This window comes from [Bacillus] selenitireducens MLS10 (genome assembly GCF_000093085.1).
In the GTDB taxonomy this organism is placed as follows: Bacteria; Bacillota; Bacilli; order Bacillales; family Salisediminibacteriaceae; genus Salisediminibacterium; species Salisediminibacterium selenitireducens.
This window is the reverse complement of sequence record NC_014219.1, coordinates 3,426,997-3,445,126: the sequence shown is the minus strand read 5'-3', so window position 1 is coordinate 3,445,126 and position 18,130 is coordinate 3,426,997. Positions and strand designations below refer to the sequence as shown.

The following is an 18,130-nucleotide window of genomic DNA, read 5'->3' as shown; positions in this document are numbered from 1 at the left end:
GTCGGTTTCTGTGTCGGAAACCGGGGGCGACATTTGCCCGAAAGTGTTTTACAATGGAAACAGAGCATAAATGTAAGCGCTTTAACAGAAGCGGAACAGGCTGAATGATCAGCCTTTACCATACGTACAGGAGGGGTTTATTGTGACAGAAACGGTTATTATCAGCGGGGCACGAACGCCGTTTGGCAAACTCGGGGGCGCCCTGTCATCCATGAAAGCGGCAGAGCTCGGGGGGATTGCCCTGAAAGAAACGATGAAGCGGGGGAATACGGCACCGGAAGACATCGATCACGTCTTGATGGGCACGGTTCTTCAGGGCGGACAGGGGCAGCTGCCGTCGAGACAGGCGCTGCACAACGCGGGGATTCCGTGGGAAACCGAAACAGAAACCATCAATAAAGTCTGTGCATCAGGCATGCGGAGTGTCACTCTGGCTGATCTGCTGATCCGGACGGGGCAGTACCGCACCATTCTTGCCGGAGGCATGGAATCGATGAGTCAGGCTCCGTATTTCATGAAAGGTGCCCGTTTCGGGTTTCGCATGGGCGATCAGACCTTACAGGACATGATGGTTCATGACGGACTCACGTGTACTTTTCGCGGGGTTCACATGGGGAACTACGGCAATCAGGTGGCTGATGAACTGCAGCTCGACCGGGAGAGCCAGGACGAATGGGCACTGAGGAGCCATCAGCGTGCCGGACAGGCCGTGAAGGATGGCCGGTTCGCCGAAGAGATCGCACCGGTTGCCGTCCCGCAGCGAAAGGGAGAGCCTTTGATTGTCTCGGAAGACGAGGCGCCGCGAAGCGATACGACTTTAGAGAGGCTGAAGTCCCTGAAGCCGGTATTCGGAAAAGAGGGCACGATCACTGCCGGGAACGCTCCGGGTGTCAATGACGGCGCCTGCGCGCTTCTTCTCATGTCAAAGGAAGATGCCGTGGAAAAGGGCCACACGCCCCTTGCCGTGATCAAAGGACACACCTCCCTCGCCGTCGAGCCGGAGAATTTCCCGAAGACGCCGGGCCTTGTCATTCAGAAACTCCTCGATCAGACGGGGAAAACCGTTGACGACATCGATCTGTTTGAGATCAATGAAGCCTTTGCCGCGGTGTCACTGGCCGGCAGTAAAATCGCCGGACTCGATAACGGGAAAGTCAACGTGAACGGCGGTGCCGTCGCCCTCGGTCATCCGATCGGCGCAAGCGGTACGCGGATCATCCTCACTCTCGCCCATGAACTGAAGAAACGCGGCGGCGGAACAGGGATTGCGGCCATCTGCAGCGGCGGCGGTCAGGGTGACGCAATTATGATCGAAGTGGAATAACCGAAACAAGATCATTCATCAGGAGGCGGTACGGATGTCAAAGAAAATCGAACACATTATGGTCATCGGCGCAGGTCAGATGGGTGCCGGGATCGCCCAGGTGGCGGCGATGAGCGGCTTCACCGTCACGCTGCACGACGTCAAAATGGCGATGGCAGAGAAGGGAATCGAAGGGATTCGAAAGCGCCTCGAGCGTGATGTGGAGAAAGAACGAATCTCGGAATCAGACCTCGCCCGCTTCATGCGGCAGATTCAGCCGTCCGATCAGATCGGCAACGCCGAAAAGGCGGATCTCATTATTGAGGCAGCGGTGGAGAACATGGAAGTCAAAAAGAACATCTTTGCCCAGCTTGACGGTGTGGCACAAAAGCACACCGTCCTCGCCACGAATACCTCATCTCTGCCGATTACAGAGCTCGCAGCGGCGACGAAGCGGCCGGAGAAGGTCATTGGCATGCATTTTATGAATCCGGTACCAGTCATGAAGCTTGTTGAGGTCATTCGCGGACTCCAGACTTCGGATGCGACGTTCAAAACGGTGGAAACCGTGGCGAAGGCGATGAAGAAGACGTCTGTCGAAGTGAATGATTTTCCGGGTTTTGTCTCAAACCGTGTACTCATGCCGATGATTAACGAGGCGATCTTCACCGTCTACGAAGGGGTGGCAACCCCTGAAGACGTCGATCAGGTGATGAAGCTCGGCATGAATCATCCGATGGGGCCCTTGACCCTTGCAGACTTTATCGGACTTGACACATGCCTCTACATTATGGAAGTTCTCCATGACGGCTTCGGTGACGACAAATACCGTCCGTGTCCGCTGCTTCGAAAGTATGTCAATGCAGGCTGGCTCGGGAAGAAATCAGGCCGCGGCTTTTACACCTATGACTGACAAATACAGCTGAAAGAGCGGGTGACCGGGATGAACCTTCACTTTACAGAAGAACAAATCATGATGCGCAATATGGTCAGACAGTTTGCCGCGGAGCGGGTAGCTCCTTTTGTGGAAGAGATGGAAATGAACGAGACGTTCCCGGATGCGCTTCTCAGGGAAATGGGGGAACTCGGCCTGCTCGGGATCCCCGTTGAAGAAGAACACGGCGGTGCAGGAATGGATTTTACGTCGTACATCATCGCGATCCATGAGCTCTCAAAAGTCAGTGCGACCCTCGGCGTCATCCTGTCGGTGCACACCTCTGTCGGAACCAATCCGATCCGCTATTACGGCACGGCAGATCAGATCAGCCGCTACGTGCCGAAACTCGCGTCAGGGGAGTGGCTCGGGGCTTTTGCCCTCTCTGAACCCGGTGCCGGGAGTGACGCGGCGAGTCTGAGGACGACGGCCAAAAAAGACGGCGATCACTACATCTTAAACGGCAGTAAGGCATGGATCACGAACGGCGGTTACGCGGATACGTACATCGTCTTTGCCAAAACCGACCCGGATGCAGGGAAAAAGGGCATCACAGCCTTCATTGTGGAGAAAGATACACCGGGCTTTACGGTGCTTGCAAAAGAGCGGAAGATGGGACTTCTCGGCTCGAGTACGACAGGGCTTGCCTTTGAAGACTGCCGCATCCATGAGAGCCGGCGCCTCGGCGAAGAGGGGCAAGGATACACGATCGCCCTCAGTAACCTGGACTACGGCCGCGTCGGAATTGCCGCCCAGGCACTCGGGATCGCCGAAGCAGCCCTTGAACATGCGACGGATTATGCCAAAGAGCGAAAACAGTTCGGCAAACCGATCGCCATGCAGCAGGGCCTTGCCTTTAAGCTTGCGGATATGGCGACGGCGGTGGAAGCGGCGAAGCTGTTGACCTACAGTGCAGCGAACCGAAAAGATCAGGGTCTCACAACCGGGATCGAGGCTTCGATGGCGAAGACGTTCGCATCCGACACGGCGATGAAGGTGACGACAGAGGCGATTCAGGTCTTTGGCGGCTATGGCTATACGAAAGATTATCCCGTCGAGCGCTTCTTCAGGGATGCAAAAGTGACGCAGATTTATGAAGGGACGAATGAAATTCAGCGCATCGTCATCGCCGGACAGCTGTTAAAAGACTGACGGCAAGGCGATAATTGCCGGATAAACCGGAAACAATGGACAGGGGAGGCTATTACCATGAATTTTTTACTGACCGATGAACAGGAAATGATCCGCAAGATGGTACGGGACTTTGCCACGAACGAGGTGGCCCCGACGGCCGAAGAGCGGGACGAAGAAGAACGTTTTGACCGGGGGATCTTTGATCAGATGGCGGAGCTTGGTCTGACGGGCATTCCATGGCCGGAAGAGTACGGCGGCATCGGAGCTGATTACGTCAGCTACGTCATTGCCGTTGAAGAACTCTCGAGAGTCTGTGCGTCGACAGGAGTGACGCTGAGTGCGCATATTTCCCTTGCCGGCTGGCCGATCTACACGTTTGGCAACGAGGATCAAAAGCAGAAGTATCTTCGCGGCCTTGCAGAGGGGACCTACCTCGGCGCATACGGTCTCACCGAGCCCGGGGCCGGCAGTGACGCCGCGGGCATGAAGACGACTGCAAAGCGGGACGGCGACGACTACATCCTCGATGGCTCGAAGATTTACATCACGAACGGCGGCGAGGCGGATATCTACGTTGTCTTTGCCCTGACGGATCCGGAGAAAAAGCATAAAGGGGTAACGGCCTTTATTGTCGAAAAAGGCATGGAAGGCTTCACGATGGGGAAGAAGGAGCGCAAGATGGGCATCCGCTCCTCACCAACCCTGGAGATTATTTTTGACGGGGTCCGCGTGCCGAAGGAGAACCGTCTCGGTGAAGAAGGGGAAGGTTTCAAGATTGCGATGATGACCCTCGACGGCGGCAGAAACGGCATCGCCGCCCAGGCGGTGGGGATCGCCCAGGGAGCCCTTGATGAGGCGGTGGCGTATGCGAAAGAACGCAAGCAGTTCGGCAAGCCGATCGGTGCCCAGCAGGGGATCGGGTTCAAACTCGCGGATATGGCGACGAAAGTCGAGGCGTCACGCCTTCTGACGTATCAGGCGGCATGGCTTGAAAGTGAAGGCAAATCGTACGGGAAAGCATCGGCCATGTCGAAGCTCTTCGCCGGGGATTCGGCGATGGAAGTGACGACGGAAGCGGTTCAGGTCTTTGGCGGATATGGCTACACGAAGGATTATCCGGTGGAGCGGTACATGCGTGACGCGAAGATCACACAGATTTATGAAGGAACAAACGAGATTCAGCGCCTTGTCATCTCGAAAATGCTGATGAACGAATAATACGCACCCGGACTGGAGGCAGTATGGTGAAACGGCTGAACGACATGACGATTCCTGAGCTGTTCGAAGCCATCCGATCCGGCAATCAGCGTGCGCTGGCGAGAGCGATTTCCTTTGCTGAGGATCAATCGCTCTCTTCGCACGACTACCGGGAACTGATGGGTTTGGTGTTTCAGGATCAGAAAAAAAGCAGCATAGCCGGCGTGACCGGCTCTCCTGGGGCAGGGAAAAGCACCCTCGTCAGCCGGCTCGTGAAAGCGTGGCGCAAAGAGGGGCGGAAGGTGGCGATTCTTGCCGTCGACCCGACGAGCCCCTTCTCGGGCGGGGCCCTCCTCGGGGACCGGATCCGTATGCACGATCACGAAGGGGACCCCGGGGTCTTCATCCGCTCAATGGGGACGAGGGGCAGCCTTGGCGGTCTTGCGGAGGCGTGTCAGGATGCTGTTCGTCTCCTTGAGACTGCGGGCTATGATCATATCATTGTGGAGACTGTCGGGGTAGGGCAGTCAGAGCTTGATATCATGAAGGTCGCAGACACGATCATCCTCACCCTGTATCCGTCCGGCGGGGATCTGATTCAGGCCTTTAAGGCCGGCATCATGGAGATTGCAGATGTGTTCGTGATGAACAAGGCCGATCTCCCGGGGGTCGAACAGCTGAAGCAGGAACTCGAAGATCTCCTTCACCTTACAAAGACGGACGAAGATTGGATGCCGCCGATTATTCAGACGGTGGCGACAACAGGCGAGGGGATTTCGGCGCTTGGCGATGCGATTACCGGACACGGTGACTGGCTGAAGCAGGGAGACGGAACGAGGCGAAGGAAGGACCAGCTTCACTTTGAGGTGGAGCGGCGGCTCATCACCCGACTGAAAGAGGAACTCGCTACGTATATGGAAGAAGCGGTCAACGGTGCCGCGGATGAAGATCCGTACACGCTGGCTGACCGTGTGTATGCAAAGTGGAGAGAAGAAGAGCACGACTGAAGGGGGACACATTCAATGAAGAAGACAACACATCCGGTTCGATTTGTGACGGCATCGAGCCTGTTTGACGGACACGATGCCTCGATTAACATCATGCGCCGCATGCTGCAGGCGTCCGGGGCCGAGGTGATTCACCTCGGTCATAACCGGTCCGTGGCCGAAGTGGTCCAGGCGGTTTTGCAGGAAGATGCGCAAGGGGTGGCGATCTCGTCCTACCAGGGCGGCCATATGGAGTATTTCAAGTTTCTCTATGATGAATTGCAGGCTCGTGGAGCCGGCCACGTGCCAATCTTCGGCGGCGGTGGCGGGGTGATTATCCCGTCTGAGATGAAGGAGCTTCATGAATACGGGATCAGGAAAATCTTTTCCCCGGAGGACGGTCGGCGTATCGGTCTTCAGGGCATGATTGACGAGATGATGGTGACCTGTGACTATGATCCGGTGAAACGGAGCGGTTTGCCCGAATGGACGACGGAGGAGAACCGGGACACGGTGCTTGCCCGTTACATTACGATCGCCGAACAGCTGGCTTTTTTTGACGATCAGGTCGAAGACGGTGACCGCAAACGTTTTGAAGAAGCGATTCAGGGCGGGGCGGAGAAGAATCCGCCGGTAGTCGGCATTACGGGGACCGGAGGCGCCGGGAAGAGCTCCTTGACCGATGAGCTGGTGCGCCGGTATACGACGGTCTTTCCGGAGAAGACGATCGCGATTCTCTCCGTCGATCCGACGAAGAAAAAGACCGGGGGTGCCCTCCTAGGCGACCGGATCCGTATGAACGCCATTCATCATCCCCATGTCTTCATGCGTTCGATGGCAACCCGTGACAGCCGTCAGGAACTGTCGAAGGCTACGAAGGAAGCCATCCCGGTGCTCAAAGCGGCAGGGTTTGATCTGATCATTGTGGAGACGAGCGGGATCGGTCAGGGCGATGCTGCGGTGACCGAGGTGGCGGATGTGAGCATGTACGTGATGACCAGTGAATTCGGCGCCCCGTCGCAGCTTGAGAAAATCGATATGATTGATTTTGCGGACCTCATTGCGATAAATAAGTTTGACCGAAAAGGCTCCGAAGACGCCCTTCGGGATGTGAAGAAACAGTACCAGAGAAGCCATGAACGCTTCATGGAAGAGCCGGACACCATGCCGGCATTCGGTACGATGGCGTCTCAGTTCCATGATCCGGGTACAAACCGGCTGTTTCACGAGCTGATGGCCGTTACGGCAAACGTCACAGGGAACGAAGACTGGCGGACTGATTTTGGTGCGGATGACGAGATTCAGGCAAGAAATGCCGTGATCCCCACAGATCAGGTGCAGTATTTGAGAGAGATTGCAAAGTGCGTCAAACAGTATCACCGGGAAACAGAAGAGGAAGCAAAACAGGCGACGCGCTGGTTTCAGCTTGAAGGAACTCTGAAGCTCCTGGAAGAGACTGGACGGGATGAAGGCAGGCACGGGCTCCTTGAACTGAAGGAAGAGGTAATGAACGGGCTTAAAAAAGAGACCGTCAATCAGCTTGAAGACTTCAGGCGAAAACAGGACGTCTACGATCAGGATGAGTTCCGATTTATCGTAAGGAACCGGGAGCTCGTGACGGATCTGAAGACGACGACCCTGTCAGGCCTGAAAATCCGCAAAGTTGCCCTTCCGACCTACGAAAGCTACGGCGACCTGATTCGCTGGATCCGACGGGAAAATGTCCCGGGAGAGTTTCCGTATACCGCAGGCGTCTTTCCGTTTAAGCGGCAGGGTGAGGATCCGAAGCGGCAGTTTGCCGGGGAAGGAAGCCCGGCGCGGACGAACCGCCGCTTCCACTATTTGTCGAAGGATGATGACGCAAAGCGGCTCAGCACGGCCTTTGACTCTGTCACCCTGTACGGGGAAGATCCGGATCACCGGCCGGATATTTACGGGAAGGTCGGGGAAAGCGGGGTCAGCATCTGCACCCTTGATGATATGAAGGAGCTGTATGACGGTTTTGACCTCACGGCACCGAATACGTCCGTTTCGATGACGATCAATGGTCCGGCACCGATGATTCTTGCGATGTACATGAATACAGCCATCGACCAGCAGATCGCTGCTTTTGAACAGGAATACGGCCGAAAGCCGGATGAAGACGAGACGGCAAAGATCCGGACCGAGACGATTTCCGTCGTCAGAGGGACGGTGCAGGCGGATATTCTCAAAGAGGATCAGGGCCAGAATACGTGTATCTTCTCGACGGAATTTGCCCTTCGCATGATGGGGGATATCCAACAGTATTTCATCGATAACAGTGTCCGCAACTACTATTCCGTCTCCATCAGTGGCTATCACATCGCTGAAGCGGGGGCGAATCCGATCAGTCAGCTCGCCTTCACGCTCGCCAACGGGTTTACGTACGTGGAGTATTACCTGAGCCGGGGGATGGACGTGAACGCCTTTGCGCCGAATCTGTCCTTTTTCTTCAGTAACGGTCTCGACCCGGAATATACCGTCATCGGCCGGGTGGCAAGACGCATCTGGGCGATTGCGATGCGGGATAAATACGGTGCGAATGAGCGCAGTCAGAAGCTGAAGTACCATATCCAGACGTCGGGACGCTCCCTGCATGCGATGGAGGTGGACTTTAATGATATCCGCACGACGCTGCAGGCACTGTTGGCGATTTATGACAACTGCAACTCACTCCATACGAACGCCTATGATGAAGCGGTGACGACGCCGACGGAAGAAAGCGTCCGGCGGGCAATGGCGATTCAGATGATCATTACGAAAGAACTTGGTCTCGCCAAAAATGAGAATCCCCAGCAGGGTTCATTTATCGTCGAGGAGCTGACGGAACTCGTGGAAGAAGCGGTGCTGATGGAGCTTGAGAGGATCAGTGACCGCGGCGGAGTGCTTGGCGCCATGGAAACCCAGTATCAGCGCGGCAAGATCCAGGAAGAGTCGATTCTCTATGAGACGAAGAAACATAACGGGGAGTTGCCGATCATCGGGGTCAACACGTACCTCAATCCGAATCCGCCTGCGGACGAAGCCTTCAGTATGGAGCTTGCCAGGGCTTCCAAAGAGGAAAAGGAAAGTCAGATCGAGCGGTTAAATACGTTTAAAGATGCGCAGCAAACCGAAGCCGAAGCGGCTCTCCGAACGCTCAAAGAGACAGCGACGGGCGGCGGGAATATCTTTGAAGAGCTGATGAAAACGGTGCGCGTCGCCAGCCTCGGACAAATCACAGGAGCCCTGTATGAAGTGGGCGGACAGTACCGCCGAAATATTTAGGGGAATTTTTGTGGCATCATCGGTCGATTTATGTTTATAATGGAGGGTATGAAACCACAGCACTGAACGGCATTTGTGATGACTCACCCGATATAGGCATATTTACATTTTGATGATGGCGAAAGGACGTGCAACCATGCATTACAAAGAGATGAATGAAGAACAGCTTCAGGAAGTGGCAATGGTCGAGATTGCCGCGACGATTCTTGAAGACACAAAGGAACCATTTGAGTATCATGAGCTCTTAAAGCGTGTAGGAGACATCAAAGGCTACACGGAAGAAGATCTGATGAAGCGGATTGCCAATCTGTACACGGACATGTCCATGGACGGCCGGTTTGTGAACCTCGGGAATGCCCGTTGGGGACTGAGAGGCTGGTATCCGTTCGATCAGACCGAAGAAGAACTCTCCGCAGAAGCGACTCGTGAGCGTAAGCGCCGTGCCCGTGAACGGGAAGAGGAAGAAGAGGAGCTCTACGGCGACGATGCGGAAGAATTCGATGAATTCGAAGATCTTGAAGACGAGCTTGACGACCTTGCCAATGAAGAAGACGCAGGTGATGAGTTTGATGAACTCGATGATACCGACAATGACAGCTTCCCGGCTGATGAGTTCGATAATTCAGACTCTGAGTTCGAGGATGATGACGAAGAAGTATAAGAAAAACCGTCCTTGACAATCAATCACAGGAAAGCTAGAATCATGTTTGGGCTCCTCAAAAACGGAGCAGCAGACGCGTTCATAACCGTGCCCCCTCAATCATTTGATTGAAGGGGCACTTTTTTTGTACTATAGGAATGTTTAACTTCGTTAACGGATTATAGTATAAGTGCAACTAAGGTTTTCGCCATTAAAGCTTGGCGACAAGTCAAGTTTTCTTTATTTTGCTTGATGAAGCAAAGCCCTGTCCGTTGTACCGGGGCATACCGGAGCAAATCGGAAACTGGAAGGCAGCGCAGTTCAAGAGGGCGCATACATCATTAAAAAACATGGATGAAAGAGGGATTGGCATGACAAAGTTTATTTTTGTAACAGGCGGCGTGGTATCTTCACTGGGGAAAGGAATCACGGCAGCTTCACTTGGGCGTCTTTTGAAAAACCGCGGACTGAAGGTGACGATCCAGAAGTTTGATCCGTATATCAACGTGGATCCGGGTACGATGAGCCCTTATCAGCACGGGGAAGTCTTCGTCACGGATGACGGTGCGGAAACAGACCTCGACCTTGGACACTATGAGCGGTTCATCGACATCAACCTCAGCAAATACTCGAACATTACGACAGGGAAGGTCTACTCATCGGTTATCAAAAAAGAGCGCCGCGGGGACTATCTTGGCGGAACGGTTCAGGTCATTCCGCATATCACAAACGAAATCAAAGACCGGGTCTTCCAGGCGGCGAAGGAAGGTAATCCGGATGTCGTCATTACGGAAATCGGCGGAACCGTCGGGGATATCGAAAGCCTGCCGTTCCTTGAAGCGATCCGTCAGATCAAAGGGGCTGCCGGGGCGGAGAACGTCATGTACATCCACTGTACGCTCATCCCTTATCTTGCAGCAGCCGGTGAAATGAAATCCAAGCCGACCCAGCACAGCGTCAAGGAACTGAGAAGTCTCGGCATTCAGCCAAACGTCATCGTTGTCCGAACGGAGCGGCCGGTTCCTGAAGACATGAAGGACAAGATTGCCCTCTTCTGTGACATCAACAAAAATGCCGTCATTGAAGCCCGGGACGCAGAGACTCTCTATGAAGTCCCTCTCGATCTGCAGGCGCAGAAGCTTGATCAGTTTGTCTGTGACCATCTTGGACTGAACTGCGGCGAAGCAAACATGGTTGAGTGGAAAGAGCTCGTGAAGCTGGTGAAGAATTTGAAGCACAGCATCCGGATTGCCCTCGTCGGAAAATACGTCGCCCTTCCGGATGCGTATCTGTCCGTCGTGGAAGCATTGAAGCACTCCGGTTATCAGGTGGATGCGGATATCGAAGTCGACTGGGTGGATTCGGAAGAACTGACCGCAGACAATGTCAAAGAGCGCTTGAAGGATGCAGACGGCATTCTCGTTCCGGGCGGATTTGGTGATCGTGGTGTGGAAGGGAAAATTGAAGCGATCCGGTATGCCCGGGAAGAGCGTGTGCCGTTTCTCGGGATCTGCCTCGGAATGCAGCTCGCCTCCGTTGAATTTGCCCGACATGTCCTGGGTCTGAAAGGGGCACACTCGGCAGAGCTCGATCCGTCCACGCCGTATCCGGTCATTGATCTGTTGCCGGAACAAAAAGATGTGGAAGACTTCGGAGGGACGCTTCGTCTCGGCCTCTATCCGTGTAAGCTGAAAGAGGGGACACAAGCCTATGCCTCCTACTCCGAACAGGTGATTTACGAACGTCACCGTCACCGCTATGAATTCAATAACGAGTACAGAGAGCAAATGGAAGCGAAAGGCTTCATCTTCTCCGGCCTGAGCCCGGACGGGCGATTGGCGGAGATCATTGAGCTCAATGACCATCCGTACTTCATCGCCTCACAGTTCCATCCGGAGTTCGTCTCAAGACCGACACGTCCTCAGCCGCTGTTCAGGGATTTCATCGGAACCGCAGCGGCACAAAAAGGAATCGGTGCCGACGAGTAACGTTAACGGCCTGCGTGTCGGTTTGAGACCGGCAGATTCTTTTCACAGAACGTCAAAAAAAGGAACGCTCAGCTGTATGATGAGCGTTCCTTTGTTGTATACGGATTTCCGGATTTAAGAGATTTTTGATCAAGCCATCTGATCGTCAAGGATGTCCCGGAGGACGAAGAAGAGCGTATAGTAGACATGGAGACCGGCGAGGAGGTGAGGGGTACCGATCCGGGTTTCGCCGTCTTCGGAAGGGATGAGCCCCTTACTTACTCCGTTGACAAGGAGGAGCTCGGCCCCCGTGGTCCAATCATGCTTGTCCTTACTCACGGACATGGCCGAAGTGATCCCAATGACGGTGGCTCCGGCTTCTTCGGCGCGCTTTGCCACATCACTTGCAGAGACGCTGTCCCTCCACTTGCTGCAGATGACGACGGTATCCTGCTCGGACAGGGAGTGTGCCTCACTCCAGCGTTTACTGTCAGGGATCCCGTCGTCACCGGTCATGGCCTGGGTGACGATACCGTCCATCTCCCCTTCGCTGTACCAGTAGACCGAACCGTCGCTCACGATACTCATGGCAAGGAGTCTGGCCGCGTCTTCAATGATGTCTTCCTGGTCTTCGATGTCTTTGGCAAGCCCCTGTAACTGAGTGAAAAACATTTTCATGGAAAAATCCGCCTCCTTTTCTTTCTGTTTCATTGTAATTCATGGCACAATGGTTTACAATTGTAAAAAACAGGATCGGAAGCGAGGATTGCAGCCAATGGCGAAAAAAATACTGATTGTGGATGACCAGTTTGGCATTCGCACACTGTTGACAGAAGTATTTCAGGAGGACGGGTTTGATACGTGTAATGCATCAAACGGGAAGGATGCCATTCAGCTTACGTATTCAGAAAAGCCGGATCTGATCCTTTTGGATATGAAAATACCCGGCATGGACGGACTCGACATTCTCCGTTACCTCCGGGAAGAGGACAATGGTGTCGATGTGATCATTATGACCGCATACGGGGAAGCAGACCGGATGAAAGAGGCAAAGGCTCTCGGAGCACTCGCCTATATCGCCAAACCATTTGACATTGATTACGTTCGTGAGCGGGTGAGGGAACTGATAAGCTGAGACGGTTTAAAAATGCCCGTAAAAGTAAGCGATTACAACGGGCGCAAGGGTTTCAGGGATGTGAAATATTCGGAAAAGGACACGAAATCCTCATAATTATCCGTTAAATCCCCTTCACAATATGCTATAATGGCGAAGAAGCGGGTTTTGCACGACAGAGATGCGCATATACGTCCGATACATACAAATATCTGGCAAGCCATGATCTATGACAGAGAGAACAGGAAACTGAAATGGCGTGGCATTCATTTGTATGTATGCTATGTACAGATTCTGTTTACCGAGATCCGCTTACAGTATGAAGAATCATAAGGAGGATTTTGCACATGCCTTTAGTTTCAATGACGGATATGCTGAACAAAGCATTCCAAAACCAGTATGCAGTAGGGCAATTCAACATCAATAACCTTGAGTGGACGCAGGCCATTCTTCAGGCAGCTGAAGAAGAGCAGTCCCCGGTCATTCTCGGTGTATCCGAGGGTGCGGCCAAGTATATGGGCGGATTCAAGCTCATCACGGCAATGGTGAAAGAGCTGATGGAATCCCAGGGTACAACGGTACCTGTCGCGATTCACCTTGACCACGGTCAGTCCATCGAAAACTGTAAAAAAGCAGTGGATGCAGGCTTTACATCAGTCATGATCGACGGTTCCCACCATCCGATTGAAGAGAATATCGAAATGACAAAAGCGGTTGTTGAATATGCACATGCCCGCGGTGCTTCCGTTGAGGCGGAAGTCGGTACTGTCGGCGGTGAAGAAGACGGCGTTATCGGCGGCGTAAACTATGCCGACCTTGAAGAATGTGTCCGTATCACGAAAGAAGGTAAAGCGGATGCACTGGCTGCAGCCCTCGGATCCGTTCACGGACCATACCAGGGTGAGCCGAAGCTTGGCTTCAAGGAAATGGAAGAAATCGCAAACGCAACAAAAACACCACTCGTTCTTCACGGCGGATCCGGGATCCCGACTCACCAGGTGAAGAAAGCCATTGAATTTGGCCACGCCAAGATCAATGTCAACACTGAGTGTCAAATCGAATGGACAAAAGCAGTCCGCGAAAAGCTCGCGAACGATGAGAAGGTATATGACCCGCGTAAAGTCATCGGACCTGGTAAGGAAGCCATCGTCAGAGTGGTAAAAGATAAAATGCAGGAATTTGGTTCGTCCAATCAGGCATAAGACCGGAACGACTGCGGGAAAAGGGCGTGCATACGTATGCCCCTCCTGCTGTCGTTTCTTTTTTTATTCACGGATAACAGCGCTTTCCTGAACGGGGGGATGCGTGAAAACCGACTACGACAGGAGGAATAATGACATGAAATTTTTTGTTGATACGGCCAATCTTGAAGAGATTAAAGAAGCATATGCACTGGGGGTCCTCTCCGGTGTGACAACGAATCCGTCACTGGTGGCGAAAGAAGGCGTGGATTTTCACGACCGACTTAAAGAGATCACCGCGGTCGTCGACGGCTCGGTCAGTGCCGAAGTGATTGCACTTGACGCCGAAGGCATGATTAAAGAAGGCCGTGAACTGGCGGCCATCGCACCGAATATTACCGTCAAGATTCCGATGACGCTTGAAGGCCTGAAGGCAGTGAAGGCGCTCAGTGATGACAATATCGAAACAAACGTGACTCTTGTCTTCTCTGCGAATCAGGCGCTGCTTGCTGCGCGAGCCGGCGCGACCTATGTGTCCCCGTTTCTCGGCAGACTCGATGACATCGGTCACGATGGCCTCGAGCTGATTTCAACGATCTCGGACATTTTGTCTGTGCAAATGCTCGACACTCAGATCATCGCAGCGTCGATCCGTCATCCGCAGCATGTCACGGAAGCGGCGCTCCGCGGTGCGCATATCGCCACCGTGCCGTTCTCCATGTTCGGTCAGCTCGTGAAGCATCCGCTCACGGATATCGGAATTGAAAAGTTTCTCGCGGATTGGAACAAAGCGAACAAGTAAACGGATCGGATATCAAAACGGCGGATCTCTATAGGATGCAGCAAGACCGGTCTTGCCTTGGGCCTCGGGCCCGGGAAGCGGTAAGCACCGGATGAGACAACGACGAACAGAACAGGATGGATGACTGATGGAAAAACTCTTTATCGAAGGCGGTCACAAGCTCGAAGGAACCATTGAAGTCAGCGGAGCCAAGAACAGCGCAGTGGCACTGATTCCGGCTACGATTCTCGCGGACTCACCGGTGACCATCGATCACCTTCCGCATATCTCCGATGTGGGCATCTTATCAGAGCTCCTCGAAGAAATCGGTGGAACAACAAAGCTTGAAGGGGATACCCTGACGGTTGATCCGGATGGGATGTTTCCCATGCCTCTTCCGAACGGACGCGTGAAGAAGCTCAGGGCGTCGTACTATTTTATGGGTGCGATGCTCGGGAAATTCAAAAAGGCTGTAATCGGTCTGCCTGGCGGCTGTAACCTCGGTCCCCGGCCGATCGATCAGCACATTAAAGGATTCGAAGCCCTCGGCGCCAAGGTGACGAACGAGCAGGGCGCGATTTATCTGCAGGCAGATGAACTGGTTGGCGCGAACATTTATCTCGACGTGGTGAGTGTCGGCGCGACGATCAACATCATGCTCGCAGCTGCGAAAGCAAAAGGAACAACCACGATCGAAAACGCAGCAAAAGAGCCGGAGATCATCGACGTGGCAACGCTCCTCACAAATATGGGCGCCGTGATTAAAGGCGCCGGTACGAATGTGATCCGGATCGAAGGGGTGGATTCGCTCCAGGGCTGTCGGCACACAATCATTCCTGACCGGATTGAAGCGGGATCGTATATGATCATGGCGGCTGCCGTAGGCAAACGTGTTGAAATCGATAACGTGATCCCTCTGCACCTGGAGTCGCTGATCTCCAAACTGAGGGAAATGAATATTGATATCGAGACGAGGGATGACAGCGTCGTGATTTCGAACGGAAGAACAGAGAAGATGCCGGTGGATGTAAAAACCCTAGTCTACCCGGGGTTTGCGACGGATCTTCAGCAGCCGTTCACGAGCCTTTTGACGGAAGCGAATGGCCCGAGTATTGTGACAGACACCATTTACGGCTCGCGGTTTAAACATACGGATGAACTGAGACGGATGGGGGCGGCGATCAAAGTCGAAGGTCAGTCCGCGCTCATCAGCGGGAACGCCAGGCTGCAGGGGGCAAGTGTCAAGGCAACGGATCTCAGAGCAGGAGCTGCCCTTGTTGTGGCGGGGCTCATGGCAGAAGGCGTTACCGAGATCAGTGGTGTGGAGCATATTGACCGCGGATATGCGTTTCTCGAAGAGAAGCTGCGCAAGGTCGGTGCGAACATCTGGCGAGAAGGTTCAGCAACGAGCGACAAGGCAGAACAGGAACAGCATTGATCAACAGGCCGGATGACTCAGGGAGACGGTCATCGACGGAACCGTCCGCTTTGCTGAGGGGAATTCTCTCTTGTTGAATTCAGGGCCTTGTCATTTAAGAAAACGGATCAATCCTTGTATTTCCTTCCAATGTATGCTTGAATAGTTAAGAGCGGCAAAATCCTCACATGGGTTTTGCCGGATTTTTCCTGTGCGCCTGTCAAAGGTGCCGGTACCCCGGTTCTTTGAACGTGCAGGAAACATCACCCGCTTCACTCTCCTCCGCAGGATCACTTTTCACAGCAGAACTCTCTGTTTATTCCGACCCTGATTCCCAAAACGACATCGATACAGACATTCCAAAAAAGGTTGTGATCATGAAATGGGCTTAACGATCAATGAAATGGAGAAGCTGACCCTGAAAGACCTCTATCAGCTTGCAAAAGACAAGGGGCTGTCGAGCTACAGCCAACTCTCCAAAAAAGAACTCATTTTTGCCATTATGCAAAAACAGGCTGAGAATGAAGATCTCATGTTTATGGAAGGGGTGCTCGATATCATCCCGAATGAAGGGTTTGGTTTCCTTCGTTCAAATACGTATAAGCCAAGTCCGCAGGATGTGTATATTTCCGCGTCCCAGATCAGACGTTTTCGTATCCGCAATGGGGACAAAGTCTCCGGGAAAGTCCGTAAACCAAAGGAAAACGAGCGTTATTACGGACTTTTGCAGGTCGCCGCTGTAAACGGGGAAGATCCGGAGCGTGCCAGTGAACGTCCGCACTTCCCGCAGTTAACGCCCCTTTACCCGGAGAAGCGGATCACTCTTGAGACCGAACCGAACAAGGTTGCATCGAGGGTTGTGGATATGGTGTCGCCAATCGGACTGGGGCAGCGCGGACTGATTGTGGCCCCGCCAAAAGCAGGGAAAACCCTGCTCTTGCAGGAGGTCGCAGACAGCATTGCCAAAAATCACCCTGACCTCGAGCTGATGGTGCTTCTGATCGATGAACGACCTGAAGAAGTGACGGATATGGAACGCTCTGTCAAAGGGGAAGTCATCAGCTCCACCTTTGATGAAGTGCCGGAAAACCATATTAAGGTCGCCGAACTTGTCCTTGACCGGGCCATGCGCCTTGTGGAGGCGAAGAAGGATGTCGTCATCCTCATGGACAGCATCACCCGCCTTGCGAGGGCCTATAACCTCGTTGTGCCGCCGAGCGGGCGGACGCTCTCCGGGGGGATTGACCCTGCGAGTTTTCACCGTCCGAAGCGTTTCTTCGGGGCGGCGAGGAACATTGAAGAAGGCGGAAGCCTGACGATCCTTGCCACGGCTCTCGTTGATACCGGTTCAAGGATGGACGACGTGATCTATGAGGAGTTCAAAGGAACAGGGAACATGGAGCTGCACCTCGACCGCAAGCTCGCAGAACGCCGCGTATTCCCGGCGATTGATATCCGCCGCTCCTCAACCCGCCGCGAAGAGCTCCTGATGAATAAAGAACAGATTGAGAATCTTTGGTCGATGCGCCGGACGATGAACGATCAGCCGGAATTCCTTGAGCGCTTCCTGAAGAAAGTGAAGCAAACGAAGACGAATCAGGATTTCTTCGATGAGTTTGAAAAAGAAAAAGCGGGCAAGGCGAAACCGAAACAGACCAGGAGCTGAGCCCGTTCGGTGATGAACCACAGAAAAAAAGGTTGCATTCACTGCGTCCAGTTGTTATAATTTCGAAGTATGTGAGTGACGGGATCGTGCCCGTCCAGATAACTCTGTTTCGAAAGATTCAGGGCAAAAGGAGATGAGAAACATGAAAGAAGGCATTCACCCAAAATACCATCAGGTGGTATTCAAAGATGTCAGTTCCGGTTTCATGTTCTTGACAGGCTCTACACGTTCATCGAGCGAAACGATTGAATGGGAAGATGGCAACACTTATCCACTGCTTACAGTGGAAGTCAGCTCTGACTCTCATCCATTCTACACAGGCAAGCAGAAGTTTGCCGACGCTGGTGGCCGAGTGGACCGCTTCAAGAAGAAATACGGTATGTAATCCACAGACAAACAAGGCAGGCGAAGTTGGTGTTTTCACCGGCTCACGCCTGCTTTTTTGTTTTGCCTGAATGCATTCGTCAGGGAAAAAGCCGGGAAAAAGGGACTAACGATTCAAGTGCAAAAAACTTTTCGGTG

15 protein-coding genes are annotated in these 18,130 nt (G+C 53.4%); 14 read left to right on the top strand and 1 reads right to left on the bottom strand.

The window, feature by feature from the left end; translation table 11 throughout:
• Positions 1-142 precede the first annotated feature (142 nt).
• The 8 genes from BSEL_RS16140 (at position 143) to BSEL_RS16105 (ending at position 11,470) form a co-directional block, all read left to right on the top strand.
• Positions 143-1,324 carry an acetyl-CoA C-acetyltransferase gene (locus BSEL_RS16140; protein WP_013174077.1) on the top strand — a complete coding sequence of 394 codons (1,182 nt, stop codon included), beginning with the start codon at positions 143-145 and terminating at the stop codon, positions 1,322-1,324.
• A gap of 34 nt (positions 1,325-1,358) precedes the next feature.
• Positions 1,359-2,216: a 3-hydroxybutyryl-CoA dehydrogenase gene (locus BSEL_RS16135; RefSeq protein ID WP_013174076.1), complete on the top strand. Its 858-nt coding sequence runs from the start codon at positions 1,359-1,361 to the stop codon at positions 2,214-2,216.
• A gap of 30 nt (positions 2,217-2,246) precedes the next feature.
• The gene (locus BSEL_RS16130) at positions 2,247-3,389 is read left to right on the top strand and encodes an acyl-CoA dehydrogenase (RefSeq protein ID WP_013174075.1); all 1,143 of its coding nucleotides are present in this window, start codon (positions 2,247-2,249) and stop codon (positions 3,387-3,389) included.
• Positions 3,390-3,446: 57 nt separating this feature from the next.
• Positions 3,447-4,589 (top strand): acyl-CoA dehydrogenase, encoded by a 1,143-nt coding sequence (locus tag BSEL_RS16125; protein WP_013174074.1) that lies wholly within the window; start codon positions 3,447-3,449, stop codon positions 4,587-4,589.
• Between the two features lie 23 nt (positions 4,590-4,612).
• Positions 4,613-5,575 carry a methylmalonyl Co-A mutase-associated GTPase MeaB gene (meaB, locus tag BSEL_RS16120; protein ID WP_013174073.1) on the top strand — a complete coding sequence of 321 codons (963 nt, stop codon included), beginning with the start codon at positions 4,613-4,615 and terminating at the stop codon, positions 5,573-5,575.
• Positions 5,576-5,590: 15 nt separating this feature from the next.
• On the top strand, positions 5,591-8,842 hold the full coding sequence (gene icmF, locus BSEL_RS16115) for a fused isobutyryl-CoA mutase/GTPase IcmF (protein ID WP_013174072.1): 3,252 nt from the start codon (positions 5,591-5,593) through the stop codon (positions 8,840-8,842).
• Between the two features lie 136 nt (positions 8,843-8,978).
• On the top strand, positions 8,979-9,503 hold the full coding sequence (gene rpoE, locus BSEL_RS16110) for a DNA-directed RNA polymerase subunit delta (RefSeq protein WP_013174071.1): 525 nt from the start codon (positions 8,979-8,981) through the stop codon (positions 9,501-9,503).
• Positions 9,504-9,853: 350 nt separating this feature from the next.
• Complete coding sequence (locus tag BSEL_RS16105; RefSeq protein WP_013174070.1) at positions 9,854-11,470, top strand: CTP synthase; 1,617 nt, start codon at positions 9,854-9,856, stop codon at positions 11,468-11,470.
• A 129-nt stretch (positions 11,471-11,599) separates the two neighbouring features.
• Here BSEL_RS16105 and BSEL_RS16100 read toward each other — a convergent pair whose 3' ends face one another.
• Positions 11,600-12,127, bottom strand: coding sequence for a DUF2529 domain-containing protein (locus BSEL_RS16100; protein ID WP_013174069.1), 528 nt, complete (start codon positions 12,125-12,127; stop codon positions 11,600-11,602).
• A gap of 97 nt (positions 12,128-12,224) precedes the next feature.
• Here BSEL_RS16100 and BSEL_RS16095 point away from each other — a divergent pair, with 97 nt between their 5' ends.
• The 6 genes from BSEL_RS16095 to BSEL_RS16070 all read left to right on the top strand — a co-directional run bounded on the left by BSEL_RS16095 (position 12,225) and on the right by BSEL_RS16070 (position 17,993).
• Positions 12,225-12,584: a response regulator gene (locus BSEL_RS16095; RefSeq protein ID WP_013174068.1), complete on the top strand. Its 360-nt coding sequence runs from the start codon at positions 12,225-12,227 to the stop codon at positions 12,582-12,584.
• A 326-nt stretch (positions 12,585-12,910) separates the two neighbouring features.
• Complete coding sequence (fba, locus tag BSEL_RS16090) at positions 12,911-13,765, top strand: class II fructose-1,6-bisphosphate aldolase (protein ID WP_013174067.1); 855 nt, start codon at positions 12,911-12,913, stop codon at positions 13,763-13,765.
• 136 nt (positions 13,766-13,901) lie between these two features.
• Entirely contained in the window at positions 13,902-14,546 is a 645-nt protein-coding gene (gene fsa, locus BSEL_RS16085; protein ID WP_013174066.1) for a fructose-6-phosphate aldolase, read from the top strand.
• A 127-nt stretch (positions 14,547-14,673) separates the two neighbouring features.
• The gene (locus BSEL_RS16080; RefSeq protein WP_013174065.1) at positions 14,674-15,963 is read left to right on the top strand and encodes a UDP-N-acetylglucosamine 1-carboxyvinyltransferase; all 1,290 of its coding nucleotides are present in this window, start codon (positions 14,674-14,676) and stop codon (positions 15,961-15,963) included.
• 361 nt (positions 15,964-16,324) lie between these two features.
• The gene (rho, locus tag BSEL_RS16075) at positions 16,325-17,608 is read left to right on the top strand and encodes a transcription termination factor Rho (RefSeq protein ID WP_013174064.1); all 1,284 of its coding nucleotides are present in this window, start codon (positions 16,325-16,327) and stop codon (positions 17,606-17,608) included.
• 142 nt (positions 17,609-17,750) lie between these two features.
• Positions 17,751-17,993 carry a type B 50S ribosomal protein L31 gene (locus BSEL_RS16070; protein ID WP_013174063.1) on the top strand — a complete coding sequence of 81 codons (243 nt, stop codon included), beginning with the start codon at positions 17,751-17,753 and terminating at the stop codon, positions 17,991-17,993.
• Positions 17,994-18,130: the final 137 nt, after the last annotated feature.

Bases quoted from the DNA above. Each gene is read 5' to 3' on its own strand.
- BSEL_RS16135 (WP_013174076.1), top strand. From the start codon at position 1,359: ATGTCAAAGAAAATCGAACACATTATGGTCATCGGCGCAGGTCAGATG.
- BSEL_RS16130 (WP_013174075.1), top strand. From the start codon at position 2,247: ATGAACCTTCACTTTACAGAAGAACAAATCATGATGCGCAATATGGTC.
- BSEL_RS16125 (WP_013174074.1), top strand. From the start codon at position 3,447: ATGAATTTTTTACTGACCGATGAACAGGAAATGATCCGCAAGATGGTA.
- meaB (WP_013174073.1), top strand. From the start codon at position 4,613: ATGGTGAAACGGCTGAACGACATGACGATTCCTGAGCTGTTCGAAGCC.
- icmF (WP_013174072.1), top strand. From the start codon at position 5,591: ATGAAGAAGACAACACATCCGGTTCGATTTGTGACGGCATCGAGCCTG.
- rpoE (WP_013174071.1), top strand. From the start codon at position 8,979: ATGCATTACAAAGAGATGAATGAAGAACAGCTTCAGGAAGTGGCAATG.
- BSEL_RS16105 (WP_013174070.1), top strand. From the start codon at position 9,854: ATGACAAAGTTTATTTTTGTAACAGGCGGCGTGGTATCTTCACTGGGG.
- BSEL_RS16100 (WP_013174069.1), bottom strand. From the start codon at position 12,127: ATGAAAATGTTTTTCACTCAGTTACAGGGGCTTGCCAAAGACATCGAA.
- BSEL_RS16095 (WP_013174068.1), top strand. From the start codon at position 12,225: ATGGCGAAAAAAATACTGATTGTGGATGACCAGTTTGGCATTCGCACA.
- fba (WP_013174067.1), top strand. From the start codon at position 12,911: ATGCCTTTAGTTTCAATGACGGATATGCTGAACAAAGCATTCCAAAAC.
- fsa (WP_013174066.1), top strand. From the start codon at position 13,902: ATGAAATTTTTTGTTGATACGGCCAATCTTGAAGAGATTAAAGAAGCA.
- BSEL_RS16080 (WP_013174065.1), top strand. From the start codon at position 14,674: ATGGAAAAACTCTTTATCGAAGGCGGTCACAAGCTCGAAGGAACCATT.
- rho (WP_013174064.1), top strand. From the start codon at position 16,325: ATGGGCTTAACGATCAATGAAATGGAGAAGCTGACCCTGAAAGACCTC.
- BSEL_RS16070 (WP_013174063.1), top strand. From the start codon at position 17,751: ATGAAAGAAGGCATTCACCCAAAATACCATCAGGTGGTATTCAAAGAT.